Genomic DNA, 24,804 nt, shown 5'->3' with positions numbered 1-24,804 from the left:
GCAATTTCCACAGTTATTTTAAGGCTACGGTATTGGTAACAATTTCGCCCTTGTCGGTGATGTCGATAATGCCGTAGGACGCATAGTATCCGTGGCATGAACCGGGGTTCATAATATACAGACCGTCCTCATAGAGTGTGAGAGGCATATGTGTATGACCGAAGAGGAGAATATCCGCTCCTGCTTCTCTTGCGGCGGAGGTAATGCGGTAAAGTCCCGATTTTGCGTCATAGAGATGTCCGTGTGTTACAAAGACAGTTTTACCGCAGACTTTAAAAATCTCCTTTGACGGAAAAAAGCTGTTCCAATCGCAGTTGCCCCTTACGGCAACAATCATCTTGTCTTTGTAATTATCCTTTAAAAAACGCTGTTGTTCTTCACCGTCGCCGCAATGCACAATTATTTCCGCCTTGCGCTGTGCGTCAACGGCTTTGATAAGACTGCGAAGATCTCCGTGAGTGTCCGAAACTACCAAAATACGCATTGAAAATTCTCCGTTCTAAAAATAAAATTTCCGCATAGTATATGTTGAGGTGTTGGTATGTCTGATAATAAAAAAGTTAATAAACTGCTCGGTGAGGTATCGAAAAAGTACGGTATCTCTAAGGAACAGCTTGAAAGTGCCGCACAAAGCGGTAACATAGAAAATCTTTTGAAAAATACAAATCCGAATCAATCAAAACAGATTGAGAGCGTTCTGTCGGATCCCGAAAAAGCAAAGAAACTTTTGCAAAGTCCGCAGGCTCAGGCGCTGATGAAACTGCTCGGCGGTGAATGATATGTCGGATTTACAGGATAAGCTCAATCAGATTTTGCAGAACCCCGAGGCAATGAAACAAGTGCAAAGTCTTGGGGCACAGCTTGGTCTGACAGGTGAGCAAAAACAACCGCCAAAGCCGAAACCGCCCGAAAATAATCTTATGTCAATGATTGGCGGTGACGACACGATCGGCACAATTGCCAAATTTGCACCGCTTTTAAGCTCACTGAACAACAGCGATGACACCACCCGACTGCTTGATTCGCTCAGACCGTTTCTTTCACATGAGCGGCAGGAAAAGCTTGACAAAGCCGAAAAGATGCTGAAATTATTCCGCCTTATGCCGTTGCTGCGTGAAAACGGATTGTTCTGACAGGAGGTGATTTTTTGCCGAGTTTTGAAGAGGAGGCTTTTAACCGTGCGCAGCAGATGCACCGAAAGCCGCAGTTCAATCGTGAAGCACCAAGAAGAGAAGTTCCGAAACAACCCGAAAAGCAGGAAGAACCAAAGTCCGAAATTCCCGAACCGCCCGTTCCGAAAAAGGATGACGGCCTTTTGAATCTGATGTTCAAAAACAAGGAGCAGAGCCTTATTCTTTTGCTTGTGATACTGCTTATGGAAGAAAACACCGATCCGTCAGTTCTGCTTGCGCTGATGTATCTTCTGATGTGATTATCGGATTTGTCCGTTTCCTCTGATGATATATTTTGAGCTTGTAAGCTCGTTAAGTCCCATAGGTCCTCTTGCGTGGAGCTTCTGGGTTGAAATTCCGATTTCTGCACCGAGTCCGAATTCTCCGCCGTCGGTAAAGCGGGTTGATGCGTTTACATAAACCGCCGCAGAATCAATTCGTGCCGTGAACTCGTTTGCACTGTTGTAGTCGCTTGTCACAATGCATTCGCTGTGACCTGTACTGTACTTCTGAATATGAGCAATTGCGTCATCAAGGTTGTCAACAACCTTTACGGCAATGATGTAATCGAGAAATTCGATTCTATAATCTTCTTCCGTTGCAGAAACAACGCAGTCGCCGAGAATCTGTTTTGTTCTGTCACAGCCTCTGATTTCAACATTCTTTTTATCAAGCTCTGCTTTGATTACGGGCAGAGCTTTTTCTGCGATATCCTTGTGTACAAGCAATGTTTCAAGCGCATTGCACACAGATGGGCGAGAGGTTTTGCCGTTGAAAACAATATTCTTCGCCATTTCAATATCTGCACTCTTGTCAACATAGATATGGCAGTTACCTACGCCTGTTTCGATAACGGGAACCTTTGCATTTTCAACAACGCTTTTGATAAGTCCTGCACCGCCACGGGGAATGAGTACATCGAGATAATCGGAAAGCTGCATAAGCTCTGTTGCGCTCTGTCTTGTTGTATCCTCAACAAGTGCTACGCAGTCACGGGGAAATCCTGCCTTTTCAAGTGCGTCACGCATAACCTTTGCGATTGCCATATTTGAATGAAAAGCCTCCTTGCCGCCGCGAAGAATTACGGCACTGCCTGCTTTAAGGCAAAGAGCCGCAGCATCGGAAGTTACATTAGGTCTTGCCTCAAAGATGATTCCGATAACACCCATCGGAACTGTTACCTTTTCAATTTGCAAGCCGTTTTTGAGGGTTCTGCCGTCAAGAACTCTTCCCACGGGATCGGGCAAAGCCGCAACCTGTCTTACCCCGTCAGCCATACCGTTGATTCTCTCCTCCGACAGTCTGAGTCTGTCGAGAAGTGACGCTGTAAGACCGCTTTTTTCACCGTTCTCAAGGTCAATTTTGTTAGCCGCAAGAATTTCCTCGCAGTTTTCGCAGAGTGCGTCTGCAATTGCACCGAGGGCAATGTCCTTTTTTGAACCGGCTGTCATAAGAAATCTTGACGCCTCTTTTGCCTTTGCGCCCATTTGTTCAAGTGTAGTCATAATTTTCCTCCGATTATTTAACAGGTAAAAATTTTGTTCCGATTTTTTTCCCGTCAATCACTTCGTAGAGATTTTCAGGATTTGAGCCGTTGATAACGCTGACCTCAACGCCTCGTTTTGTGGCATAATCAGCCGCATGAAGCTTTGTAATCATACCGCCTGTGCCACGGTTTGAACCGGTACCTGCCGCCATTTCAAGAATTTCGGCATTTATTTTCTCGATAACATCAAGCTTTTTTGCATTTGGATTTGTTCGTGGGTTTGAATCGTACAGACCGTCAATGTCGGTAAGAATGATAAGTCTGTCTGCGGAAACAAGGCCTGCAACAATTGCGGAAAGCATATCGTTATCTCCGAAATTGTTGCCCTCAAGTTCATCAATTGTAACTGTATCGTTTTCGTTGATTACAGGGATAATGTTCATTTTGAGAAGCTCATCAATTGTGTTGATAACATTCTGCCTTTTCTGCTCTGTTTCAACAGCGTAACGCGTAAGAAGCAGCTGTGCAACGGAGTGGTTGTACTCGCCGAAAAGCTTGTCGTACATAAACATAAGCTCACACTGACCGATTGCGGCAAGAGCCTGTTTTTTCTTGGTTTCGGAAGGTCGCTTATCAAGTCCTGCCTTGCCCATTCCGACAGCAATAGCACCCGAAGAAACAAAGATAACCTGTTCCCCGCGGTTCTGCAAATCGGAAAGAACCTTGCAAAGCTGTTCAACTCTTCTGTAATTTATTTTTCCGTTTTCATAAGTCAGCGTTGAAGTGCCAACCTTGATTACGGTACGCTTTTTCTCCATAAAAACACCTGTTTCGTTGCGGATTTTCATTTTGCACTTTTTCATTATGTACAATCAAGGTAATTATAACATAATGTGTATGATAAATACAACACTTTACATAACAAAACCCCGAAGTTTTGGCACTTCGGGGTTGATTTTATATTTAATTTAGTGAGGATATCTGTTGATAAGCTCACGGAGATCATACGGAGTTGCCTGATATACGAAATAGTTGAGCCAGTTTGTGTAGAGCAAGGTTGCGTTGCTTCGCCATATCATCGGCGGAGTTTTTGACGCATCGTCATTCGGAAAATAATTGTAAGGAACATTCGGATTGAGTCCCTTGTTTTTATCTCTGAAATATTCCTTGGCAAGGGTGTCACGGTCATACTCTGCGTGACCTGTAACAAACACCTGTCTGCCGTTTCGGCTGCAAATTACGCATGAACCTGCAATCTCGGAAACAGCAAGTACTTCAAGCCCTCTGCACCTTTTCAACGCCTCTTCATCAATTCCCGTATGCCTTGAATGAGGGATTGTGAATGTATCGTCAAAGCCTCTCATAAGCTTATGATGCGGAACAAGCACCTTGTGGGTGTAAATTCCGCTTAATTTTTCGGGCAAAAGGTGCTTTTTTATGCCGTAGTGATAATAAAGACCTGCCTGAGCGCCCCAGCAGATGTGGAATGTTGAGCATACATTATGCTTTGACCACTCCATAATTTCACAAAGCTCGCCCCAGTAATCGACCTCTTCAAAGTCGAGCTGTTCAACAGGCGCACCCGTGATAATCATTCCGTCAAAGCTCTCGTTCTTCACCTGATTAAAGGTCTTGTAAAAGGTTGTCAGATGATGCGGAGAGGTGTTTTTAGAGGTGTGTGATGCCATCTGCAAAAGCTCGATATCAACCTGCAGAGGACTGTTGCCGAGCAGCCTTAAAAGCTGGGTTTCGGTTTCGATTTTTGTCGGCATAAGATTCAGAATAAGAATTTTCAGCGGACGGATATCCTGCCTGAGAGCGACCTCGTTCGGCATTACGAAAATATTTTCCGATTCCAGCACCTTGATTGCCGGAAGATTACTTTGTACCTTGATTGGCATTTTCTCGCCACCTTTATTTTTTCTTACGAGCAGACAGTAAGGCTTATATCATACCTTAGCGTCCCGAACCTGTCATTGTACTATTGATGTCTTATATTTTACAAGCAACTCTGTCTTCATCTGTTCGGTTGTTATTTCACCGTTTGACCAACGGTCTGACAACAATTTTGAACTTTCAGAGGCAGGAACATCCTCGATACTGTTTACGGCATTTGCAATTTTTACTGCACGCCTACGCTTTTTCAAATCAACCGACTGCATTCCCGTCGCCTCCGAAAATATTATTGACTTTATTTACAAATTAATACTGCTTACCCCAGAATACCATATGCTTTGCAGGCTTGCCGCAGCATACGCATACATCCGAGAGATGCTCCTCGTTGAATGGGATACATCTGCTCTTTACGCCGCCTGTAACTTCTTTGATTTTTTCTTCACAGGCTGTATCGCCGCACCACATAGCCTTGATAAAGCCGGGCTTGTTCTTGGCTGTGTCAACGAACTCATCAAATGTTGTTGCTGTGAATGTCTTTTCCTGTGTGTTTTTAAGAGCACGGTCATACATATCGTTGTGAATTGTGGTCATAAGGTTTTCAACAAACGGTACAAGCTCATCAATTGAAACAAATGCCTTTTCACGTGTATCACGGCGAACAACTACGCACTGATTCTTTTCAATATCCTTAGGACCGATTTCAACTCTTACAGGCACGCCCTTCATCTCGTACTCGGCAAACTTCCAGCCGGGAGCGTGGTCTGAAGAATCAAGTTTTACTCTGAACTTTTCGGCAAGTGCCTTTCTAAGCTCCTCTGCCTTTTCAAGAACACCCTCTTTGTGCTGTGCAACAGGAATGAGTGCAACCTGAATAGGAGAAATCTTTGGCGGAAGAACAAGACCGTCATCATCAGAGTGAACCATAATGAGCGCACCGATCATTCTTGTAGAAACACCCCATGATGTTTGATGCGGATAATGAAGCTTGTTGTCCTTGCCTGTGTATGTGATGCCAAAGCTCTTTGCAAAGCCGTCACCGAAGTAGTGTGATGTACCGCCCTGAAGAGCAACACCGTTGTGCATCATCGGCTCGATTGTGTAGGTTTCTTCGGCACCTGCGAACTTTTCTTTTTCTGTCTTTCTGCCGATTACTGCCGGAATAGCAAGAGTTTCCTTGTAGAAATCAGAATAAACATGTAACATTCTGAGCGTTTCTTCTCTTGCTTCTTCTTCGGTTTCATGCATTGTATGACCTTCCTGCCAGAGGAATTCCGATGTACGAAGGAACGGACGGGTTGTCTTTTCCCATCTTACAACGCTGCACCACTGGTTGTAGAGCTTCGGAAGATCACGGTATGTGTTGATAATCTTTTTATAATGCTCACAGAAAAGAGTTTCCGATGTAGGACGAACGCAAAGACGCTCCTGAAGCTTTTCCTGACCGCCTACAGTAACCCATGCACATTCGGGAGCAAAGCCCTCAACATGGTCTTTTTCTTTCTGTAAAAGACTTTCGGGAATAAACATAGGCATATAAACATTCTCGTGACCTGTTTCTTTGAAACGGCGGTCAAGGTCAGCCTGAATATTTTCCCAGATAGCGTAGCCGTAGGGGCGGATAACCATACAACCCTTTACGCCCGAATAGTCAACGAGCTCAGCTTTTTTAACGATGTCGGTGTACCATTTTGCAAAGTCCTCATCTCTGCTTGTGATAGCTTCAACCATTTTTTTGTTGTTTGCCATTTTTATATTCCCTCCGTAAAAATTTAATTTTACTTATTTTTAACATATTTAAAATGTCACACATAAAATTCCGAGGTGTTTTCAACCCATAGAGGTGAAAAACACCCGCACTATAGATTATACACTAAATCTCTGAATTTTCAACCTTTTCGGCAAAACAAAAAGAGGCCGCAAAACGACCTCTCAAAAAATGCGAAAAAATTAAAGATTTAATTATGAATGAGCCTCAATGTAAGAAACGAGTGAACCTACAGTCTTGATGTTTTCGATTTCCTCATCGGGAACTTCAACCTCGAACTCGTCTTCGATTGACATAAGAAGGTCAACAACATCGAGTGAATCTGCGCCGAGATCTTCCTGAAGATCTGTGTCGGCAGTAATCTTATCCTCTTCAACATCAAACTGTTCAGCAAGAATTGCCTTAACTTTTTCTAATACCATTACTAATTCCTCCCGGTAAAAATATTGATTGTCCAAAGTAAATTATAGACAAAAGCACTTGGTTTATGCTACAATGGTATGAAAGCAAACGGATTGCTCTACTTCCCTTATATTATTGATTATTTACCCCTTTGTCAATATATATTTGAAATTTTTTGAAAAATTTCTGATTTTTGCATAAATAATTTCTTTTAAGTTTATTTCTGCATAGCTAAAAATATGAACCTCGGAGGTATTTTTTTATTATGGAAACCAAAAAATTTGCCGTAATCGGTCACCCAATCGGTCACACAATGTCACCGTTTATACACACAAGACTTTTTGAACTTCAGGGCATCAAAGCCGAATATACAAAGCTGGACATTGCTCCCGAAAATCTTGAATATGAATTTAAAAATACCCTTTCAAGGCTTGACGGATTTAACATTACAATTCCGCATAAGCAGGCTGTTATTCCGTTTCTTGACGAAATTGACGCAAAGGCCGAGATGTACGGCAGTGTAAACACCGTTTCAAATAAAAACGGCATTTCAAAGGGCTACACAACAGATCCCGACGGATTTTTAAAGGCTCTTGACGCGGCAGGAATTATGCTTAACGGCAGAATCGTAATTATCGGCTGCGGCGGTGTTGCAAGAACAATGGCGTATGAGGTCGTTCTCAAAAAACAGCCCCTCCTCTTTGCCGTAAGAAAAGAGGATTTGAAAATTGCCGAGGCTTTATGCGATGAAATCGGAAAAACAGTTGCAGGTTGCGATGTAAGCTTCTGCCTTATTGACGAACTTTCGGGCGACATTGATGTGCTTATCAACGCAACTCCCATAGGAATGTATCCTAAGATTGAAAATCAGCCTGTAAGCGACAGTGTAATAAACCGTTGTACAAATGTATTTGACGCTGTTTACAATCCGCTTGAAACAATGCTTGTTAAAAAGGCAAGGGCAAACGGTGCAACAGCCGAAAGCGGAATGGCAATGCTCGTATGGCAGGCAGTTGTTTCTCACGAACATTGGGACGGCTCTGTTTATGACAAGGGCGACATTGCTCAGCTTTGTATCGACTCTGCAAAAGAGCTTGAAAAGAATTTCTGATGAACGGAGAAATTTAAAGTGAACAACATAGTTTTATGCGGATTTATGGGTTGCGGAAAGTCAACCGTAGGCAAAAACATTGCAAGAAAATCGGGAAGAAAATTCCTTGATATGGACTCATACATTGCACAAAAGGCAGGAATGACCGTTTCCGAAATATTTGAAAAGTTCGGCGAAGAAAAGTTTCGTGATATGGAACATGATGCCTGTGTTGAGCTTGCAGGGCTTGAAGGTCTTGTAATTGCATCGGGCGGCGGTGCGTTTACATTCAAGAGAAATGTTGAGGCCTTCAAGGGCAAGGACAAAATTGTTTTTCTTGATGTTCCGCTCGGAATCATCAAGAACCGTCTTAAAAATGACACGACAAGACCCCTTCTTCAGCGACCCGACAGGGACAGGGTTATGAAAGACCTGTATAACAACAGATATCCAATATATCATGCCGCTGCTGATATTGTGATAAAGGGTCAAAACACACCGTTAAAAACCGCTTTTGCAATAATCGACGCAGTAAACGGTACAGATGTGGCTGAAAAACCGCATAAAAACGCTTGATTCTGCATTTATTCTATTGACTATCACGCTTTAAAGTGCTAAAATGACTAAAGAAATATGGCGAACTTCGATTCGTTTCGTCAAAAGTGAATTGAAAGGAAATTAAAGCAATGATTATAGTATTAAAACCGTCTGCAACAGAGGAGCAGATTACAAAATTCACAAATATGCTCAAAGAGAGCTATGATGTAAAGGTTAATAAGTGGGACGGTGTTCAGTCAACCGTACTCGGTCTTATCGGCGATACAACAAAGATTGACATTGAGTATATTGACGCTCAGGACATTGTTGAAAATGTAAAGAGAGTTCAGGAGCCGTACAAAAAGGCTAACAGAAAGTTCCACCCCGACGATACAGTCATTAAAATCAATGACAATGTAACAATCGGTGACGGCAGTCTGCACATTATGGCAGGCCCCTGCTCTGTTGAAAGCGAGGAGCAGATTGTTCAGATTGCAAAGGATGTCAAGGCATCGGGCGCAACACTTCTCAGAGGCGGTGCATTCAAGCCCCGTACTTCACCATACGCTTTTCAGGGACTCAAGGCAGAAGGACTTGATCTTCTCAAAACAGCAAGAAGAGAAACAGGTCTGCCGATTGTAACAGAAATTATGAGAGCATCACACATTGATATGTTCGAGAATGTGGATATTATTCAGGTTGGTGCAAGAAATATGCAGAACTTTGAGCTTCTCAAGGAACTCGGCAAAATTGACAAGCCTATCCTTCTCAAGAGAGGTCTTTCCGCAACAATCGAAGAATGGCTCATGAGTGCCGAATATATTATGGCAGGCGGTAACGATAAGGTTATGCTCTGTGAAAGAGGTATCCGCACATACGAAACATTCACAAGAAACACTCTTGATATTTCGGCTATCCCGATTATCAAAAGGCTTTCTCACCTTCCTGTTATTGTTGACCCGAGCCATGCGTCCGGCAAGTCATGGCTTGTTGAACCGCTTGCAATGGCAGCAGTTGCCGCAGGTGCAGATGGTCTTATCATAGAGGTTCACAACGATCCGCCGCACGCACTTTCGGACGGTGCGCAGTCACTTACTCCAAAGCAGTTTGACGGAGTTGCAAAGAAGGTTTTCGGCTTAAAAAAGGCTGTTGACAAATTGAATTAAGATTTTTACTTTCGGTACGGTTTTTCAACCGTACCGATTTGGACTTTAATTAACTTTATTAAAGAATACACAAACGGAGGCTAATGCAGTGAATATTGCAGTTGTAGGACTCGGGATTATCGGCGGCAGTTTTTGCAAGGCGATAAAAAAGTACACCGACCACCGTGTAATCGGTATCAACAGAACAAAATCTACTGCCGAAAAGGCTTTAAAAGAAGGTGCGATTGACGAAATCGGCACACACGAAAGTCTTGAAAACGCAGACCTAATTATCCTTTCAATGTATCCGCAGGCGGTTGTTGACTATGTTTCAAGGTACGGCGAGTACATAAAAAAAGGTGCGGTTGTAACTGATGTTTCCGGCATAAAGAGGGCAATTTGTCCGCAGATGACAGAGCTTTCCGAAAAATTCGGCTTTGTTTTTGCCGGCAGTCATCCGATGGCAGGCAAGGAAACAAACGGTTTTGATGTTTCGGACGCCGACCTTTACAAAAATGCAAGCTACATTATCGTTCCGTGCAAGGCTAGTGACAGCGTTGTAAATATGCTGTCCGACTTTGCAAAATCAATCGGCTTTGGCACAGTAAAAATCACAACTCCCGAAGAACACGACAGAATGATTGCCTTCACATCACAGCTTCCGCATGTGCTTGCGTGTTCATATGTTTTAAGTCCGTGCTGTCCGAACCACAAAGGCTTTTCGGCAGGAAGCTACCGAGATGTTTCGAGAGTTGCAAACATAAATTCAACGCTCTGGAGTGAGCTTTTCCTTGAAAACAAGGATCCGCTCATTTCCGAGCTTGATATACTTATAGAAAACATTACAAAAATCAAAGATGCGATAAAAGCCGAAGATACTGACGCTCTCAAGGCTCTTCTTGAAAAGGGCAGAGAGGTCAAACAGGCACTCGGAGAATAAAGAGGAAGGAGAACTTTTATGAAAACTATTCATGTTTCCACAGGAAGTCCCTATGACATTATGATTGAAAGAGGTATTCTTGACAATTGCGGCGAGATTATCAAAAAGCTTTCAAACGCAGAAAAAATCACTATTGTAACAGATACAAATGTTGCTCCGCTGTACAAATGGAGAGTTCTCAACTCTCTTTCACAGCAGGGTTATCAGACTACCGCCCATGTTTTTCAGGCTGGCGAGCAGTCAAAGAATCTTAACACAATCGCAGATATCTATGACACACTTGCAGATTTTAAGATGACAAGAAAAGACCTTATCGTCGCACTCGGCGGCGGTGTTACGGGTGATATGGCAGGCTTTGCCGCCGCAACATATCTGAGAGGAATCGACTTTGTTCAGATTCCGACATCTCTGCTTGCACAGGTTGACTCATCCGTAGGAGGAAAAACAGGCGTTGACATTGCACAGGGCAAGAACCTTGTCGGTGCATTCTATCAGCCAAAGGCTGTTTTGATTGATCCCGACACTCTTTCAACTCTCCCCGACCAGTTCATCACAGACGGTATGGCTGAGGTTATCAAGTACGGCTGCATCAAGGACAGCGGATTTTTTGAAATGCTTGCAAACGGTGACGCTCTTGAACACATTGACGATGTAATTGAAACCTGTGTAAAAATTAAGCGTGATGTGGTAAACCGTGACGAAAAGGAAGCAGGGGAAAGAATGCTTCTCAACTTCGGTCACACACTCGGTCACGCAATCGAAAAAATCTACAACTACACAGGCATCACACACGGTATGGCAGTTGCCGTCGGTATGGTAATGATGACAAAGGCAAGCGAAAAGCACGGACTTACCGAGGCAGGAACCGCATACAAGATTGAAGAGGTTTGTGCAACCTACGGCTTGCCGACTACCGATGACGCAAGCCTTGAAAAAATTGCCGAGGCGGCTCAGACAGACAAGAAAACTTCGGGCTCGTCAATCAATGTTGTTTTGCTTGAGAAAATCGGCACAAGCTTTACCAAGAAGGTTGCAATCTCCGATTTGCTCGACTTCATTACACCGTAACACGGTAAACATATTTTAATGAAAGGCTGTGGAAGTATGGCTTTGTCAACCGACAAAAGCAGTAAGCCGTATGTACGGTATCTTCCGTTTGTACCAAACGGCGAAGTGAACATTCCCCCGTCAAAGAGCGATGTTCACCGTGCAATCATCTGCGCCGCCCTCACAAGGGGCAAATGCACAATTGCACCCGTTGCTCTGTCAAATGACATCAAGGCGACAATCGGTGTAATTGAGGATATGGGTTGCACCGCCTCAATAAAGGACAATGTGCTGACCGTTGACGGTACAAATATTTTTAAAACAGATAATGTAACGCTTGACTGCGGCGAAAGCGGCAGTGCTTTGCGATTTTTCATACCCGTAGCCGCAGCCGGTGGTATAAACGCCACCTTTGTCGGTCACGGAAAGCTTCCCGAAAGACCTATCGGAATTTTCACGGAGGCTCTGCCAAAAGCAGGAGTAAAGTGTGAAACCGAGGGCGGTCTGCCGCTCAAGATCAGCGGTCGGCTTGAAAGCGGAACTTTTGAAATTCCCGGCAATGTAAGTTCGCAGTTCATTACGGGACTTCTGCTTGCTCTTCCGCTTGTTGAGGGCGACAGCGACATTGTGCTGACATCTCCGATTGAGAGCGTCGGCTACATAAATATGACAATTCACACTATGGCACAATTTGGTGTTAAAATTGAAACAACCGACAACGGTTGGCACATCAAGGGTGGTCAGTCATACATTCCGCATGATTACACAACAGACGGCGACTGGTCGCAGGCTGCTTTCTTTATGGTTGCAGGAGCACTCGGCGGAAAGGTGACTGTGAACGGCGTTAACAGAAATTCCGCACAAGGTGACAGGAAGATTGCCGAGCTGCTTGCACGGTTTGGTGCAAAGGTAACGCAGACGGATACTTCCGTAACCGTTGAAAAGGCAGAGCTTAATGCAATTGACATTGATGCTTCGCAGATTCCCGACCTTGTACCCGTGCTGACGGTTTGTGCCGCATTTGCAAAGGGAACAACCAGGATTTACAATGCCGAAAGACTTCGCATAAAGGAATGTGACCGTCTTACGGCAACCGCTAAGCTGATAAACGATCTCGGCGGTAAGGTGACTGAGTTGCCTGACGGACTTGTCATAGAGGGAATTGACACCCTCAAGGGTGGATTCTGTGAGGGCTTTAACGACCACAGAATTGTAATGTCGGCAGGTGTCTGCGCAGTAAGACTCAACGGTGAAATTGAGTCAAGCTATGCGCTTTCAATCAACAAAAGTTACCCTGATTTTTACATAGATTATAATAATATTGGAGGTAAGGCTAATGTCCTCGACCTACGGTGATAAGATAAAAATTTCCGTTTTCGGCGAAAGCCACGGCAACGGAATCGGAGTTGTAATTGACGGACTTCCGGCAGGATTTGAGGTTGACTTTGACAGGGTTCTCACTCAAATGGCACGCCGTGCTCCGGGCAAGGATAAAACGGCAACTCCCCGAAAAGAAAAAGACCTCCCGAAGGTTCTTTCGGGTATGCTCGGCAACAGGCTGACAGGCGCTCCGCTTTGTGCCGTAATTGAAAACACCAACACAAAAAGCGGTGACTACGGCAATCTTCTCGACTGCCCCCGTCCCGGTCACAGCGACTACACAGCCTTTGTAAAATATAATGCGTCAAACGATATTCGTGGCGGCGGTCATTTTTCGGGCAGACTTACTGCACCGATTGTTTTTGCAGGTGCTGTCTGCCGTCAGATTCTTGAATCAAAGGGCGTTAAAATTGCCGCCCATATCAGCAGTATCGGCAATGTTTCTGACAGCTCCTTCTCTCCGACGGAAATTGATGACGCACTCATTGAAAAGCTGAACAACTCATCGTTTGCACTCATTGACGAAACAATTGAAAAAACTATGAGGGATGCCGTTGAAGATGCCAGAATGGCACAGGACAGCATCGGCGGAACAATTGAATGTTGCGTAACCGGCATTGACGCAGGCTACGGTGAGCCGATGTTTGAGGGTGTTGAGGGCGTTATTGCCAAGGCTGTTTTCGGTGTTCCCGCAATCAAGGGCATTGAGTTCGGCAAAGGCTTTGAGCTTTCAACAATGAGAGGCTCGCAGTCGAACGATCCGTTTGAATACAAAGACGGCAAGGTCGTTACAACAACAAACAACTGCGGCGGTATTTTGGGCGGAATTACAAACGGAATGCCGATTATTTTCCGTGCCGCTGTAAAGCCTACACCGTCAATTTCACAACCGCAAAGGACTGTAAATCTTCAGACAAAAGAAAACACGGAGCTTGTTATTCACGGCAGACACGATCCGTGTATTGTGCCGAGAGCAGTCCCCGTTATTGAGGCTGTTACGGCTGTTGCAATTATTAACCTTATGTGAGGTCTTTATGAGAGATTTAAAAGAAATCAGAAAAGATATTGACAAAATAGACAATCAGCTTATTGAGCTTTTTAAGCAGAGAATGGATTGTGCAAGGGATGTAGGCATCTACAAGCAGGCAAACAACATTCCCGTTCTTAACGAGGGCAGAGAGAACGAAATTCTTGATGCCGTTGAAAAAAAGGGAGGCGAATACGGCGCATCTGCAAGACTTCTCTACTCAAACATTATGGAGCTTTCAAGGGCGCTCCAGCACAACATTGTCGGCAGCGGCAAAGAGCTTAAAAGCGTTATCAACAATGCAAGCACGGATATTCCGTCAAGCGGAATCAAGGTTGCGTATCAGGGAATCAAGGGTGCTAACGGTCATGAGGCAACCTTAAGACTTTTCCCGAACGGCGAGGCTGTCAATTACAAAAGCTTTGCAGATGTATTTTCTGCCGTTGACAACGGTGAGGTTGCATTCGGTGTTCTTCCTGTTGAAAACTCAAGCGCAGGCTCTGTTTCGGCAGTTTATGACCTTATTCTCAAGCACCGTTTTTACATTGTAAAGGCACTCGATTTGCCGATTGACTACTGCCTTGCAGGTCTTAAACAATCTGCTTTTGAGGATATTGAAATCGTGTGGTCGCATCCGCAGTCACTTTCACAATGTGCGCAGTATATTGCCGACCACGGCTTTGATTCTGTTCCATTCTCCAACACGGCAATTGCCGCCCGTGATGTTGCAAAGGAAAAGCGCCTCAATGTTGCGGCAATCTGTTCATACAAAGCGTGTGAGGAATACGGCTTAAAGGTTCTTGACAATCATCTTCAGGACAATGACGAGAACACAACAAGGTTTATTGTCATCTCCAAAAAGCTGTACATTCCGAAAGATGCAAACAGAATCAGCCTTTGTTTCTCACTCCCCCATGTTACGGGATCGCTGTACAGTCTTTTGTGCAGATTCAATTCGCTTGGTCTTAACCTCACAAAAATCGAATCCCGTCCCCGTCAGGGCAGACAGTTTGAATATCTGTTCTACCTCGACTTTTCGGGAAATGTACGCAGTGAAAATGTTATTGAGCTTGTAAGCCAGCTTAGCGAAGAAATGCCCGAATTTAGTTTTTTAGGCAACTACGCAGAACCGGAGTTTCCTATAAAATAAACAGCGAGGCTTTGTGCAAATGAATACACAACATTATACAACAAAAGCGTCCGAATTAACGGACGCTTTTTACTTTGGCTTTAATTCTGTTTTTCAAGGTCTAATTTTTCAACAATTGCATCTACCGTGGTTTCGATACTGCTCAGTTCAAGTGACACCGTGATATCGGCATACTTTTTATAGAGCGGATAACGCACTCTGTACACATCGTCAAGGGTTTCGCCCTTACCGAATGCAATACCTCTTGTTTTGATGTTGGTAACTCTGCGTTTGATTTCGTCGAGGTCAACATCAATGAAAACAACCTTTCCGTTCTTTTTGAGGTTTTCCATAGCGTTTTGGCTCAGAACCATTGAACCGCCTGTTGCAATAACGGTTTTATCATATTCAAGCTCCGCGCCGATTTTTCCCTCAAGATGGAGAAAATAGTCAAGACCTTCATTATCGAGAATTTTTTGCAGAGGCTTCCCTGCCTCTTTGCAGATTATCAAATCTACATCAACAAAGGAATAACCCAGAGCCTTGGCAAGCAACACACCGACCGTGCTTTTGCCCGAACCCGGCATTCCGATTAAAACTATATTTTCCATATTAAAGAATCCTTACATTAAGTGAGTCTGTGCTTGAAGTCGGGCAGGTCTTGTTTGATGAAAGCACAACAACCGTGTCACCCTTTTTAACAACACCTGTGCTGAGTGCCTTTTCCATAGCCTGTTTTGTGATAGAGTCCGATGTGCGTTTTTCTTCGCCCATAACAGCCATAACACCCCAGTTAAGGCAGAGCTTTCTGCACACAAGCTGTGATGTTGCAACTGCAATAACGGGACAGTCGGGTCTGTAATGAACCATTGCTCTTGCAACTCGACCTGTTGCACTTTCAACAATAATAGCCTTCGCACCTACTGCCTGCGCAATATTCTTTGCGGCCTTGCAGATGCTTGATCTGATCGGGTTGGTGTCCTTCATTCCGTGTTCTTCCACATACTCATGAAGCGCGGTAAATTCACCGTTTTCCTCAGCCTCCGAACAAATTGCGTCAAGCGCCTTTACGCTTTCAATCGGATACTTACCTGCGGCGGATTCTGCCGAAAGCATTACTGCGCTTGTGCCATCATAAACTGCATTGGCAACATCGCTGATTTCGGCTCTTGTAGGACGGGGAGCCGTTGTCATACTCTCAAGCATCTGGGTTGCAGTGATTACATACTTACCTCTTGAAACAACCTTTCTGATAATCGTTTTCTGAATTTCAGGCAGCTTGATAAACGGAATTTCAACGCCCATATCTCCACGGGCAACCATAATACCGTCTGCGTAATCAATGATTGCGTCCATATCGTCAACACCGCTCTGATTTTCAATCTTTGCGATAATTTCAACATACTCATAGCCGAGGCTGTCAATAAAGTCACGAAGAGTTCTAACATCATCGTGATTGCGGACAAATGATGCGGCAACAACTGTTGCACCGTGGTTAAGACCGAACTCAATGTCCTTTCTGTCCTGAGCGCTTACATACGGCATATTGATAAAGTAGCCCGGAATATTGATACTCTTGCGGTTTTTAAGCACACCGCCCTTGTTTACGGTACAAACGATTGACTCGGGATTTACCGACTTAACGACAAGCGAGATAATACCGTCATCAAGCAAAAGCTCTCTGCCGATTGCCTTCTGACCTTCGGATTCAAAAATATCAACAAGCTTAGGAAACGAAAGGCTTACGCCTGTTTCGTCACCCTCTTCTTTGTTTTTAAAAAGACTGAATTCTGCACCCTCAGAAAGCTCAACAGAACCGTCCTTGAATGTGCCGACTCTGACCTCAGGACCCTTTGTATCAAGCAGAATTGCAACATTTTGACCGCTTTCTGCAATTGCCTCTTTCAAGTTCTTGATTGTAACCTCAAGTTGGTCATAAACGCCGTGTGACATATTGATTCTGGCAACATTCATACCTGCGTCAATCATCTTGCGCATCATTTCTTTTGAATCACAGGCAGGTCCAATGGTACAAACTATCTTAGTCTTTCTCATAATTCCTCCGTCCTTTTTGAAATGCTTATATTTCATTATTGTGCATATGAATAAATCTGTGTGAATTTTCCAATCAAACACATTATAGCGTATCTACCTCACAATTTCAATCATTGATTTGTAAAATTTCACATTCTGTGCCTTGTACAAAAAATATTAAAACAAAAACAAAAAATCGGGCAGTTTCCTGTCCGATTTTTGTGTGAATTTGTAATTATAAAGTGACTATAGCCAACTTCTGAATACATGTTGCATCAAGCACCGTAACCGTTCCGTCGCCATTGATATCGGCAAGCACAATTTGATCTGCCGTAAGTGCTGCCGCATTAACAATATACTTCTGAACGAGTGTTGCATCCATTACCGTTACAGTGCCGTCACCGTCAACATCGCCCTTTATCTCAGACGGAGTGTATTCGCTGAACCATTCGTTGCTGATCCAAGCCGCACGACTTGTCATCCAATCAGCCGCATAGTTGTACATATCCGTAAAGCTGTTCTGATTGTAGCTTGTCTTTGTATTGCTTACCGTATATGTGCCTGTTTTTATATCAAAATCAGCTTTGTTCATTGAAGTGTGGTCACTAATCCAGCTGCTCGTTTTGATATACCAGCCACTCTTGTAGTTCATCTCTGCACTGTCCTTGAGAAGGTCGTAATACTGTGCTTTTGAATAAAACTCATTTGAACCCGAATAGTTCTGAGTTTTGCCTGCAAAGTAGTTGATTGCCGGAACAAACTTCTCAAACCAGATATTAACTGCCGCCTTATTAACCTGAGTGTTTCTTGAAAAGTTGTTAATAATGTTGGTGCTGCTCTGAGTGCGTTTTTGTCTGTCCTTGAATCTGCACCACCAGCCTGAATACTGTGTGTAATCCTTAACACCGAAGTTCTTAAGATCCCAAGCACTGCCTGTAGCATTACCGAGCGAATTATCGTAGTCCCATACAGGTGAGCCGAAGAACTTATAGTTACCGTCAGAATCCTGCTTATAAACAAAGTAAACGCTTGAAACACCTGAATCCCAGTTCTTGCCAAGCTCATTTATGAGCCACAGCTTTGCGCAGGAATCGACATCTGCATACTGTGAAAGGTCGGAAGCGGTGTTTTTTGCGGCATTGTGGAAAGCGTTATACTTTTCACGGACATAGTTCTTAACTTCATTATAGCCCTTGTCACCCTCTGAAAGCTCCGGAGCCTTGATTGTAACCTTGATTCCATCGTTACATTTTACATAGTAATCTTCACCGTCCACCGCGTTTGAATCAACTTCACAAAGGAACGGAAAATCCTTGTTTACATTTCCGTCAGCGTCAAGGTATGCAGTATCGTCAATATCGTTGATAAGGGCATTTTTGCCGACCTCAATCTTTTCGGTCATCTGATATGAACCCCAGTAATAACCGTCTGAGTAGAAATCAACATATCTTGAATCCGAAGCATATGGAGTTCCTACTGCATCTGCAAGGTCATAGAGGAAACGGTTTCTTGTAAGTGAATCGTCCTGATAATTTGCAAGGAGAGAGAACTTCTTGCTCTTTGCCATACCGCCGATTGAAACCTTATCGGAATATGTAATGTTAAAGGGCTTTTTAGCCTTGACCCATGTTGAATTGCCCCTGCCCTTAATTTTTTTGATTGAGGTATTATCAATCTTGCCGTTCCTGTCAACAATAGCGCCTGTTGCAGAAGCAGAGTTGCTCTTGTCCTCACTGAGATAAGAGATAAGCTCAGAACCGTTGCCGTCGGCATTGCTGTTATTTACATAAATTGCAGACTCGGCAGATGACTTTAAGAATGTAAGAGAATAGGTCTTGCCGCCTGCACTTACACTGGTTGATTTGTCAATTGTGTAGGAAACCTCCCTTGACTCGCCTGAGGGAATAGTAACATTATTGACTGTAACATTGTTTGAATAAGCATTATAAAGCTCAACGCTTGTTGATGAAACACTGCTCGGAAGGAAAAAATACTTTTGATTTGCGTTAATTTCGTTCATATACTCGTTATGCTCACACTGCCAGGCAACCCACGCATCAGAGTCGGCAGAGCCGCTTACAGCATGGGCGTAAAGTGCGTTCTGAGTTTTGAACGACAGCGTAGGCGAAGTTTCTTCAACAGCAGAAACAGATAACGCAGACATACTGCCGGCTGTCATCAAGCCTGCAAGCACAATTGAAATCGCTTTCTTTGTTGTTTTCACTTTAATCACTCCTAAAAAATAATATTGACAACGAACTTCTCAATATATTCACAAAAAGTTCACTTATTAATCACATCTGTCAAAATTATTGTAGCATTTGCATAAAATTAAAGCAAGTTATTTTTCAATATGTAAAAGCATTATTTTGCGAATTTTCTTTATTTTCAGTATTTTTTTTGATATAATATTATGGTAACGATAGGGTTACAAACCGAATTTTTATAACATAAGGAAGTGGCACAATGCGTAACAGCAAAAAGAAAAACTATTGTCTTATTGCAGCACTCGCATCACTCGTAGCTTTTTCAACAATGGCGGCAAGTGTTATGAGCGGCTGCGGTGAAAATTCCGATGAACAGAAAACGACCAAAATTGTTCACGAAACAAGAATAGACACTCAGATTGAAACCAAAATTGAAACATATACAGAAGTTGTAACCGACGCGCAGGGACACACAGAATATGTTGAAGAAACGAAGAATGTCCCTGTCAACAATGATAAAGCTGTCAGCAACGGCAATTCTTCCGAAAAATCAGAGTCCTCTGTAAATAATAATAATGGAAACAGCAACGAAAAAAATAACGACGGAAATAACGGCGGCAACAATAATAACAACAGTGTAAGCAATTCTCATAATAAGGGTTCAAATAATCAAGCCGCATCAAAAACAGAAAAGTCCGAAGGCAGTAAGACAAACAACAGTTCATCAAAAACGGATTACGGCAAAACAAATAACAGCAATTCATCAAAAACAGATGGAAACAAAACAAACAACAATGGCAGTTCATCGTCAAAATCAGATTCGTCCAAGTCGGATTCATCAAAACCCGAGAGCAAAACACTTACTGTACACGGCAAAAAATATAATATAGGCGATACAGTTGTATGCACCTATAAGCTGACAACACCGGCTGTTCTTGAAAACTATCAGGCTACAATCAGCTATGATTCATCAAAGCTCAGCTGTTTGTCTGCAAAAATGTCAGAGCCGGCAAAGAACGGCGCTATGCTCAACAAAAACCTTAACGGTGAAATCAAAATCTGCGGTTCAAACATCAGCGATGGATACGACTACACAAAGGGCGGAAAATTTATGACCGTAACCTATGTTGTAAAGGCAGGCGGCTCATCTACACCTAAATTCAAATGGGAAATTGCGTCCAGAGCAAGCGACAGCAAGAATCTTATCAGCTCCGGCGGAAAGCCTGCAAGCGGATTCAAGCTGGTCGGATCATACACAAAGGGATAAGTTTATCTGAACTAAACAAAATATTTTAGCAAAAAGGGCTGTGAAGAAATGAAGTTTAAAGCTTCGTTCTTCGCAGCCTGACTTGTTTTGTAGGAGCGAACCGTGTTCGCCCGCCGTGTGCGTTGCACACGATTGGACGCTATGCGTTCAAAATAAACACATAGTTTTCATCGAATCAAAAAATTTAATTGTTCCCGACCGTAACACGGCATTTGTCTGTACAATATAACAGCAACTTTGCGATATTTATATAATTTCAAATTAAAAATATTCTCTTATATTATCTGTGGGTATCTGATGAATGCCCATACAGATTATACATAACCTTAAATAAGCAGAAAAACAATTTTGCGTTTTCAGTTTTGAACTTTCAATTTAAATCAGCGTCCGTTATCCGTAATTCTGATTGCTACGGCGGTGACATCGTCCTCACGCTCGGCTTTACGGCGTTTTACCGCCTCGTCAACAACGGCCTTTGCAAGGTCCTGCGTACTGCCCTCGTTCCATGTGCGAATAAGCTTTTCGAGCCATTTGTCATCGCCCGTAATTACACCGTCTGATACCATAACAATCATATCTCCCGTTGTCAGATTTACCGTGTCGGTTGAAAATTTTATACCGTTTAGAATTCCTGCAGGGAGCGACGGCATTTCACGAGCCGTTACCCTGCCGTTTTTCTTTACAAATGTTACGGGTGCGCCTGCTTTTTTAAAAGTGGTTTTGCCGGTGTAGAGGTCAACACTTGTGACATCAACCGTTGAAAGCGATTCGTCCTCACTTTTCACCATGAGGGCGGAGTTCACAATCTGCAAACAGCTGTCGGCTGAAAGTCCCGCCCTTAGCAGTCTTGTCATAACAGACGCCGCCATATTGCCGTCAACAGCGGCTCTTCCGCCCGTACCCATACCGTCACACACGAGCGCATATGTTTTGCCGAAACCGTCATTGAAATAATTTATGCAGTCACCGCAGAGCTTACCGTTGTCGGCGGTGTGCTGGTCGCTTCCGATTTCAACATCAAACACGGGCATTTCGCACATTGCAATACGGATTCTGTTGCCCTCACGGCTGATTGTCGGAAGGTCAAATCTTCTTCCGCAACAGCGTGAAATCTCACGCATAACCTCGCCCTTAGAAAGCTTTTCGGACTTATTCGAGAGCGTAAGTTCCACGCTCATTCTTCCGCCGTTTGACACAAGGCAGATGCACTCCTCAACAATTGCACCGAGGCTTGTGAGGGCGCTGATTATCCGTTGTGCAGATTCGTTATCACACCGCATTGTGTTGCGAAATTCATCAGCCAAATCGTGGAGAATATCGCCGATTCCGGAAAACTGCCCTGCAACAACGCTCCGCACATCGGTAATCCTTTGTTGTGCCTCAAGCGCTGACTGATATTCACGGTAGTTTGCGTTCATTGAACGGGCAATTTCGCCTTTTTTACAGCAGTTTTTTACGAAAGATTTTTCAACATCTCTTTCGCCTATTGTGCCGTTCGATTCAAGATACTCTTCAAGCCTTGCAAAATCGTCACGGGTGACACCGCCCTTGTGTTCATAGCAGTACATTTTCAGTCCGCAGGTTTCGCAGACTTCATTTCTTGTACCCTCACAAACAGCGTCAAATGTGGGCGAATAGAGCTTTTTCATTTTTTCGGATACCTTTGAAACATCGTTTTTCACATTGCCGACCGCCTTTGAGGCAAAGTCGAGCCGCATAACAATATTTTTTCGCAGAGCCTCTCCGAGCGAGGTATTTTTCTCGCTTGAAAACACGGGCGAAATCACATTGCCGACCTCTTTCGGAAGTACCATAAACACCGCACTTGCGGCAAGGCTTTCAACAAGCACACCCGACGGTGTTCCGAACTGCGAACCGAACGCAAGGCACATCACACCGTTTGAGATTACAAAGGCAATCGCGCAGCCCAATTTTCCGAGCTGTGAAAAAAGCCCCGCCATAAGTCCTCCGAATGCAAAACCTCCGCAGATGTAGCCGTTCTCTCTTGACGCAATGCTGAAAATCGCCCCTGTTGAAATTCCGCTGATTGCACCGCCCGTAACCGAGCCGTAGCGTGAACAGAGCAAAATGACGAGCATTGCAATAATTCTGCCGAGCGAGATATTCTGCCACGCAATACTGCCGAAAGCCAGAATCAGGATACACCCCGACATAACCACGCTTGCGGTTTCCTGTTGCGAAAAAACTTCAAAACTTCTGTTGTCGCCTGCAAGGTGCAGTGCCGTGCTGATAAAATATGCCGCCGCACCTGCAATTACCGCCTCGGTTACGCAATCGGCAAAGGTTGTCAGCGTGCTTGTGCTTACGAAAAGCAACGAAACACCCGTTGCAAAAATCGGAACAAATGCCACAAGCGGAGCAAAAACCTTGCTTTTTGTAACCTTGTCAAGATCGCCGAGCAGCCACCGCAGACCGCCTATTGCCGCCACAACAGCAAGGTAACGAAAGCTGTCCGAGGGTTTGAGCAGGACATAACCGAATGCCGTGCCTAAGAGCGATGACAAAAGATACTTTCTCGGAACTGCCGCCGCAAATGACGCCCCGAACGGTGCAAGGCTTCCGAGAACCGCTCCCCGTGACACCAAAATTCCGCAGAGCAGACAACCTGCGTTTGTGAGCATTTTTCGCATAAAATCGCCCTGAACAGCGGGCTGTCTGCGAGCTAAAGTCGTTTTTGCTTCCATAAAAATCAACATCCTTTAATGATTTACTTCTTTTTGTATTTTCATTATAGAATATTACGGATGACAGTTTTGTCTTTTTGTGAATGAGAATTTTTATATTCTTTTGTAGAAACAAAGTTGTGCAAAAGCTTAATAAAGTAATTACGCAAAAGATTGTTCAACATTAAAAAATGCCGTTGTTAAAATTACGATTTTGCATTATAATGGAACAAACAAAAGTGAAAGGACAGACAAAATGATTATAATGTCAGTTGACCTCGGAAAAGCACGCACAGGCATTGCCGTTTGCGACAAAACCGAGTTTTTAGCGTCACCGTATACGGTTATATTTGAAAAGTCACCGAAACAGTTGCTTGAAAAGGTGTCAAATACAGCCAAAGAAACAAAAGCCGAGCTTATTGTTGTGGGACTTCCGAAAAATATGGACGGCAGTGAGGGCGAAAGCGCACAGAATGCCAGAGCGTTTGCCGAAAATCTGAGCAATGAAACAGGCATTGAATGCGTTATGCAGGATGAGCGTGGAACAACAATTACGGCTCACAATTTTCTCAACACCACAAATACAAGAGGAAAAAAGCGTAAAAGTGTCGTTGACGAGGTTGCCGCCACAATAATTCTTCAGGATTATCTTGACAAAAGAAAATCGGGCTTAAACAGATAAAATCATAAAAGATTTACCCTTCCGATGATTCCGGAGGGTTATTTAATGTACATTTTGAGAATTTTGTTGATTATTGTAATTATTTATGGTAAAATTTTTTCGGAGATTTGATCTCTGATTTTACTTGAGAGAGGGATTCTATGTTTTGTCCGAATTGCGGAAATCAATGTCCTGACGGCACAAAATTCTGTCAGTCATGCGGTACACCGCTCACAAACAATCAACAGCAAAACACTCCGCCTGATTTTAACAATCAGCAGGCTAATTACCAGCAACCTAATCAGCAATATCAACAGCCAAATTACAATCAATATCAGCAACCGAATCAGTATCGTCAACCGATGTACAATCAACCGTATCAGCAGTACCCACAGTATCCCGATAAATTCAACGGACATCAGATGGGTTGGTACAAATTTCTGATTTACTTTGCACTTTTTGCAGGTGCGTTCTTTAATGTATGCTATGCTGTTTTGTACATGACAGGCAGTATTTACGAAACCGAGCAAATTGATCCGCTTACCGTATATTCACTTTATCCGGGTGTAAAAGCGGTTGACATCGTGTATGGCATATTGCTTCTTGTACTTGCCGTTTTTATGATCGTAACCCGTTTTCAGCTTTCAGGATTGAAAAAGAACGGTCCGAAAATGGTTGTTGCACTTTACGGTCTTAATATTGCTATTGCGATTATTTATGCCATTTTAATTTCATGCACAACAGATTACATGGCATTCGATGCGTCAACAGTCAGTCAGTGCGTTTTCCCGATTGTTATGGCAATTGTCAACAAGGTTTATTTTGACAGAAGAAAAGATATTTTCGTGAATTAAATTATGTTGAGAATTTTATAACCTAAAATTCAAGCACGCCGCAGTTTCAAGTGAGAAAAACTGCGGCGTGCTTTTAAGTTA

Annotated in this window: 25 protein-coding genes; 14 read left to right on the top strand and 11 right to left on the bottom strand. The window is 43.6% G+C overall.

What is annotated here, in order from left to right:
• Positions 1 to 13: 13 nt before the first annotated feature.
• A complete protein-coding gene (locus tag QDI94_RS08915; protein ID WP_278868422.1) occupies positions 14 to 484 on the bottom strand; it encodes a metallophosphoesterase in 471 nt (156 codons plus the stop codon).
• A 57-nt stretch (positions 485 to 541) separates the two neighbouring features.
• On the opposite strand from QDI94_RS08915, the gene QDI94_RS08910 reads away from it, so the two are divergent.
• From QDI94_RS08910 to QDI94_RS08900, 3 genes are read left to right on the top strand one after another with little or no spacing between them, the layout of a single operon-like run.
• Positions 542 to 778 carry a hypothetical protein gene (locus QDI94_RS08910; protein WP_015523224.1) on the top strand — a complete coding sequence of 79 codons (237 nt, stop codon included), beginning with the start codon at positions 542 to 544 and terminating at the stop codon, positions 776 to 778.
• Position 779: 1 nt separating this feature from the next.
• Entirely contained in the window at positions 780 to 1,133 is a 354-nt protein-coding gene (locus QDI94_RS08905; RefSeq protein ID WP_101029752.1) for a hypothetical protein, read from the top strand.
• A 14-nt stretch (positions 1,134 to 1,147) separates the two neighbouring features.
• Positions 1,148 to 1,432, top strand: coding sequence for a hypothetical protein (locus tag QDI94_RS08900; protein ID WP_021883466.1), 285 nt, complete (start codon positions 1,148 to 1,150; stop codon positions 1,430 to 1,432).
• On the opposite strand, the gene QDI94_RS08895 is transcribed toward QDI94_RS08900, so the two are convergent.
• The 6 genes from QDI94_RS08895 to acpP form a co-directional block, all read right to left on the bottom strand.
• Positions 1,433 to 2,677, bottom strand: a complete 1,245-nt coding sequence (locus QDI94_RS08895; RefSeq protein WP_278868417.1) for a glutamate-5-semialdehyde dehydrogenase — start codon at positions 2,675 to 2,677, stop codon at positions 1,433 to 1,435.
• Positions 2,678 to 2,690: 13 nt separating this feature from the next.
• Positions 2,691 to 3,506 (bottom strand): glutamate 5-kinase, encoded by an 816-nt coding sequence (gene proB / locus QDI94_RS08890; RefSeq protein WP_278418213.1) that lies wholly within the window; start codon positions 3,504 to 3,506, stop codon positions 2,691 to 2,693.
• Between the two features lie 120 nt (positions 3,507 to 3,626).
• Positions 3,627 to 4,559 carry a homoserine O-acetyltransferase MetA gene (metA, locus tag QDI94_RS08885; protein ID WP_046431362.1) on the bottom strand — a complete coding sequence of 311 codons (933 nt, stop codon included), beginning with the start codon at positions 4,557 to 4,559 and terminating at the stop codon, positions 3,627 to 3,629.
• A 72-nt stretch (positions 4,560 to 4,631) separates the two neighbouring features.
• Positions 4,632 to 4,820: an antitoxin VbhA family protein gene (locus QDI94_RS08880; protein WP_101029748.1), complete on the bottom strand. Its 189-nt coding sequence runs from the start codon at positions 4,818 to 4,820 to the stop codon at positions 4,632 to 4,634.
• Positions 4,821 to 4,860: 40 nt separating this feature from the next.
• On the bottom strand, positions 4,861 to 6,300 hold the full coding sequence (proS, locus tag QDI94_RS08875; RefSeq protein ID WP_278474684.1) for a proline--tRNA ligase: 1,440 nt from the start codon (positions 6,298 to 6,300) through the stop codon (positions 4,861 to 4,863).
• A gap of 213 nt (positions 6,301 to 6,513) precedes the next feature.
• The gene (acpP, locus tag QDI94_RS08870; RefSeq protein ID WP_101029746.1) at positions 6,514 to 6,741 is read right to left on the bottom strand and encodes an acyl carrier protein; all 228 of its coding nucleotides are present in this window, start codon (positions 6,739 to 6,741) and stop codon (positions 6,514 to 6,516) included.
• Positions 6,742 to 6,986: 245 nt separating this feature from the next.
• Here acpP and QDI94_RS08865 point away from each other — a divergent pair, with 245 nt between their 5' ends.
• The 8 genes from QDI94_RS08865 to QDI94_RS08830 all read left to right on the top strand — a co-directional run bounded on the left by QDI94_RS08865 (position 6,987) and on the right by QDI94_RS08830 (position 15,037).
• Positions 6,987 to 7,832, top strand: coding sequence for a shikimate dehydrogenase family protein (locus QDI94_RS08865; RefSeq protein ID WP_278868414.1), 846 nt, complete (start codon positions 6,987 to 6,989; stop codon positions 7,830 to 7,832).
• An 18-nt stretch (positions 7,833 to 7,850) separates the two neighbouring features.
• Positions 7,851 to 8,387, top strand: coding sequence for a shikimate kinase (locus QDI94_RS08860; RefSeq protein WP_278418206.1), 537 nt, complete (start codon positions 7,851 to 7,853; stop codon positions 8,385 to 8,387).
• A 110-nt stretch (positions 8,388 to 8,497) separates the two neighbouring features.
• Positions 8,498 to 9,514 (top strand): 3-deoxy-7-phosphoheptulonate synthase, encoded by a 1,017-nt coding sequence (gene aroF, locus QDI94_RS08855; RefSeq protein ID WP_278868412.1) that lies wholly within the window; start codon positions 8,498 to 8,500, stop codon positions 9,512 to 9,514.
• 88 nt (positions 9,515 to 9,602) lie between these two features.
• Positions 9,603 to 10,433, top strand: a complete 831-nt coding sequence (locus QDI94_RS08850; RefSeq protein ID WP_278868402.1) for a prephenate dehydrogenase — start codon at positions 9,603 to 9,605, stop codon at positions 10,431 to 10,433.
• An 18-nt stretch (positions 10,434 to 10,451) separates the two neighbouring features.
• Positions 10,452 to 11,501 (top strand): 3-dehydroquinate synthase, encoded by a 1,050-nt coding sequence (gene aroB, locus QDI94_RS08845; RefSeq protein WP_278418200.1) that lies wholly within the window; start codon positions 10,452 to 10,454, stop codon positions 11,499 to 11,501.
• Positions 11,502 to 11,537: 36 nt separating this feature from the next.
• Positions 11,538 to 12,836 carry a 3-phosphoshikimate 1-carboxyvinyltransferase gene (gene aroA / locus QDI94_RS08840; protein ID WP_278418198.1) on the top strand — a complete coding sequence of 433 codons (1,299 nt, stop codon included), beginning with the start codon at positions 11,538 to 11,540 and terminating at the stop codon, positions 12,834 to 12,836.
• A complete protein-coding gene (aroC, locus tag QDI94_RS08835; protein WP_278868399.1) occupies positions 12,817 to 13,887 on the top strand; it encodes a chorismate synthase in 1,071 nt (356 codons plus the stop codon). Before aroA ends, aroC begins: the two co-directional genes overlap by 20 nt.
• Positions 13,888 to 13,894: 7 nt before the next feature.
• Positions 13,895 to 15,037: a bifunctional chorismate mutase/prephenate dehydratase gene (locus QDI94_RS08830; protein ID WP_278868396.1), complete on the top strand. Its 1,143-nt coding sequence runs from the start codon at positions 13,895 to 13,897 to the stop codon at positions 15,035 to 15,037.
• Between the two features lie 80 nt (positions 15,038 to 15,117).
• Here the strand turns inward: QDI94_RS08830 and QDI94_RS08825 are convergent, their stop codons facing one another.
• The 3 genes from QDI94_RS08825 to QDI94_RS08815 form a co-directional block, all read right to left on the bottom strand.
• Entirely contained in the window at positions 15,118 to 15,627 is a 510-nt protein-coding gene (locus QDI94_RS08825) for a shikimate kinase (protein WP_176789773.1), read from the bottom strand.
• 1 nt (position 15,628) lies between these two features.
• On the bottom strand, positions 15,629 to 17,071 hold the full coding sequence (gene pyk, locus QDI94_RS08820; RefSeq protein WP_169923320.1) for a pyruvate kinase: 1,443 nt from the start codon (positions 17,069 to 17,071) through the stop codon (positions 15,629 to 15,631).
• A 214-nt stretch (positions 17,072 to 17,285) separates the two neighbouring features.
• Positions 17,286 to 19,274, bottom strand: a complete 1,989-nt coding sequence (locus QDI94_RS08815) for a CotH kinase family protein (protein WP_278868393.1) — start codon at positions 19,272 to 19,274, stop codon at positions 17,286 to 17,288.
• Positions 19,275 to 19,516: 242 nt separating this feature from the next.
• Between QDI94_RS08815 and QDI94_RS08810 the strand changes: the two genes are divergently transcribed.
• Entirely contained in the window at positions 19,517 to 20,524 is a 1,008-nt protein-coding gene (locus QDI94_RS08810) for a cohesin domain-containing protein (RefSeq protein ID WP_278868390.1), read from the top strand.
• 380 nt (positions 20,525 to 20,904) lie between these two features.
• Here QDI94_RS08810 and QDI94_RS08805 read toward each other — a convergent pair whose 3' ends face one another.
• Positions 20,905 to 23,229 carry a SpoIIE family protein phosphatase gene (locus QDI94_RS08805; RefSeq protein WP_278868387.1) on the bottom strand — a complete coding sequence of 775 codons (2,325 nt, stop codon included), beginning with the start codon at positions 23,227 to 23,229 and terminating at the stop codon, positions 20,905 to 20,907.
• A gap of 235 nt (positions 23,230 to 23,464) precedes the next feature.
• Here QDI94_RS08805 and ruvX point away from each other — a divergent pair, with 235 nt between their 5' ends.
• Complete coding sequence (gene ruvX / locus QDI94_RS08800; RefSeq protein WP_278868385.1) at positions 23,465 to 23,890, top strand: Holliday junction resolvase RuvX; 426 nt, start codon at positions 23,465 to 23,467, stop codon at positions 23,888 to 23,890.
• A 140-nt stretch (positions 23,891 to 24,030) separates the two neighbouring features.
• Positions 24,031 to 24,723 (top strand): zinc ribbon domain-containing protein, encoded by a 693-nt coding sequence (locus tag QDI94_RS08795; RefSeq protein WP_278868383.1) that lies wholly within the window; start codon positions 24,031 to 24,033, stop codon positions 24,721 to 24,723.
• Positions 24,724 to 24,804: the final 81 nt, after the last annotated feature.

Origin of the sequence: Ruminococcus bromii (assembly GCF_928721825.1) — a bacterium.
Classification (GTDB): Bacteria; Bacillota; Clostridia; order Oscillospirales; family Acutalibacteraceae; genus Ruminococcoides; species Ruminococcoides bromii.
This window is presented reverse-complemented; position numbering and strand designations above follow the sequence as displayed.

Bases quoted from the DNA above. Each gene is read 5' to 3' on its own strand.
- QDI94_RS08915 (WP_278868422.1), bottom strand. From the start codon at position 484: ATGCGTATTTTGGTAGTTTCGGACACTCACGGAGATCTTCGCAGTCTT.
- QDI94_RS08910 (WP_015523224.1), top strand. From the start codon at position 542: ATGTCTGATAATAAAAAAGTTAATAAACTGCTCGGTGAGGTATCGAAA.
- QDI94_RS08905 (WP_101029752.1), top strand. From the start codon at position 780: ATGTCGGATTTACAGGATAAGCTCAATCAGATTTTGCAGAACCCCGAG.
- QDI94_RS08895 (WP_278868417.1), bottom strand. From the start codon at position 2,677: ATGACTACACTTGAACAAATGGGCGCAAAGGCAAAAGAGGCGTCAAGA.
- proB (WP_278418213.1), bottom strand. From the start codon at position 3,506: ATGAAAATCCGCAACGAAACAGGTGTTTTTATGGAGAAAAAGCGTACC.
- metA (WP_046431362.1), bottom strand. From the start codon at position 4,559: ATGCCAATCAAGGTACAAAGTAATCTTCCGGCAATCAAGGTGCTGGAA.
- QDI94_RS08880 (WP_101029748.1), bottom strand. From the start codon at position 4,820: ATGCAGTCGGTTGATTTGAAAAAGCGTAGGCGTGCAGTAAAAATTGCA.
- proS (WP_278474684.1), bottom strand. From the start codon at position 6,300: ATGGCAAACAACAAAAAAATGGTTGAAGCTATCACAAGCAGAGATGAG.
- acpP (WP_101029746.1), bottom strand. From the start codon at position 6,741: ATGGTATTAGAAAAAGTTAAGGCAATTCTTGCTGAACAGTTTGATGTT.
- QDI94_RS08865 (WP_278868414.1), top strand. From the start codon at position 6,987: ATGGAAACCAAAAAATTTGCCGTAATCGGTCACCCAATCGGTCACACA.
- aroF (WP_278868412.1), top strand. From the start codon at position 8,498: ATGATTATAGTATTAAAACCGTCTGCAACAGAGGAGCAGATTACAAAA.
- aroB (WP_278418200.1), top strand. From the start codon at position 10,452: ATGAAAACTATTCATGTTTCCACAGGAAGTCCCTATGACATTATGATT.
- aroA (WP_278418198.1), top strand. From the start codon at position 11,538: ATGGCTTTGTCAACCGACAAAAGCAGTAAGCCGTATGTACGGTATCTT.
- aroC (WP_278868399.1), top strand. From the start codon at position 12,817: ATGTCCTCGACCTACGGTGATAAGATAAAAATTTCCGTTTTCGGCGAA.
- QDI94_RS08830 (WP_278868396.1), top strand. From the start codon at position 13,895: ATGAGAGATTTAAAAGAAATCAGAAAAGATATTGACAAAATAGACAAT.
- QDI94_RS08825 (WP_176789773.1), bottom strand. From the start codon at position 15,627: ATGGAAAATATAGTTTTAATCGGAATGCCGGGTTCGGGCAAAAGCACG.
- pyk (WP_169923320.1), bottom strand. From the start codon at position 17,071: ATGAGAAAGACTAAGATAGTTTGTACCATTGGACCTGCCTGTGATTCA.
- QDI94_RS08810 (WP_278868390.1), top strand. From the start codon at position 19,517: ATGCGTAACAGCAAAAAGAAAAACTATTGTCTTATTGCAGCACTCGCA.
- QDI94_RS08805 (WP_278868387.1), bottom strand. From the start codon at position 23,229: ATGGAAGCAAAAACGACTTTAGCTCGCAGACAGCCCGCTGTTCAGGGC.
- ruvX (WP_278868385.1), top strand. From the start codon at position 23,465: ATGATTATAATGTCAGTTGACCTCGGAAAAGCACGCACAGGCATTGCC.
- QDI94_RS08795 (WP_278868383.1), top strand. From the start codon at position 24,031: ATGTTTTGTCCGAATTGCGGAAATCAATGTCCTGACGGCACAAAATTC.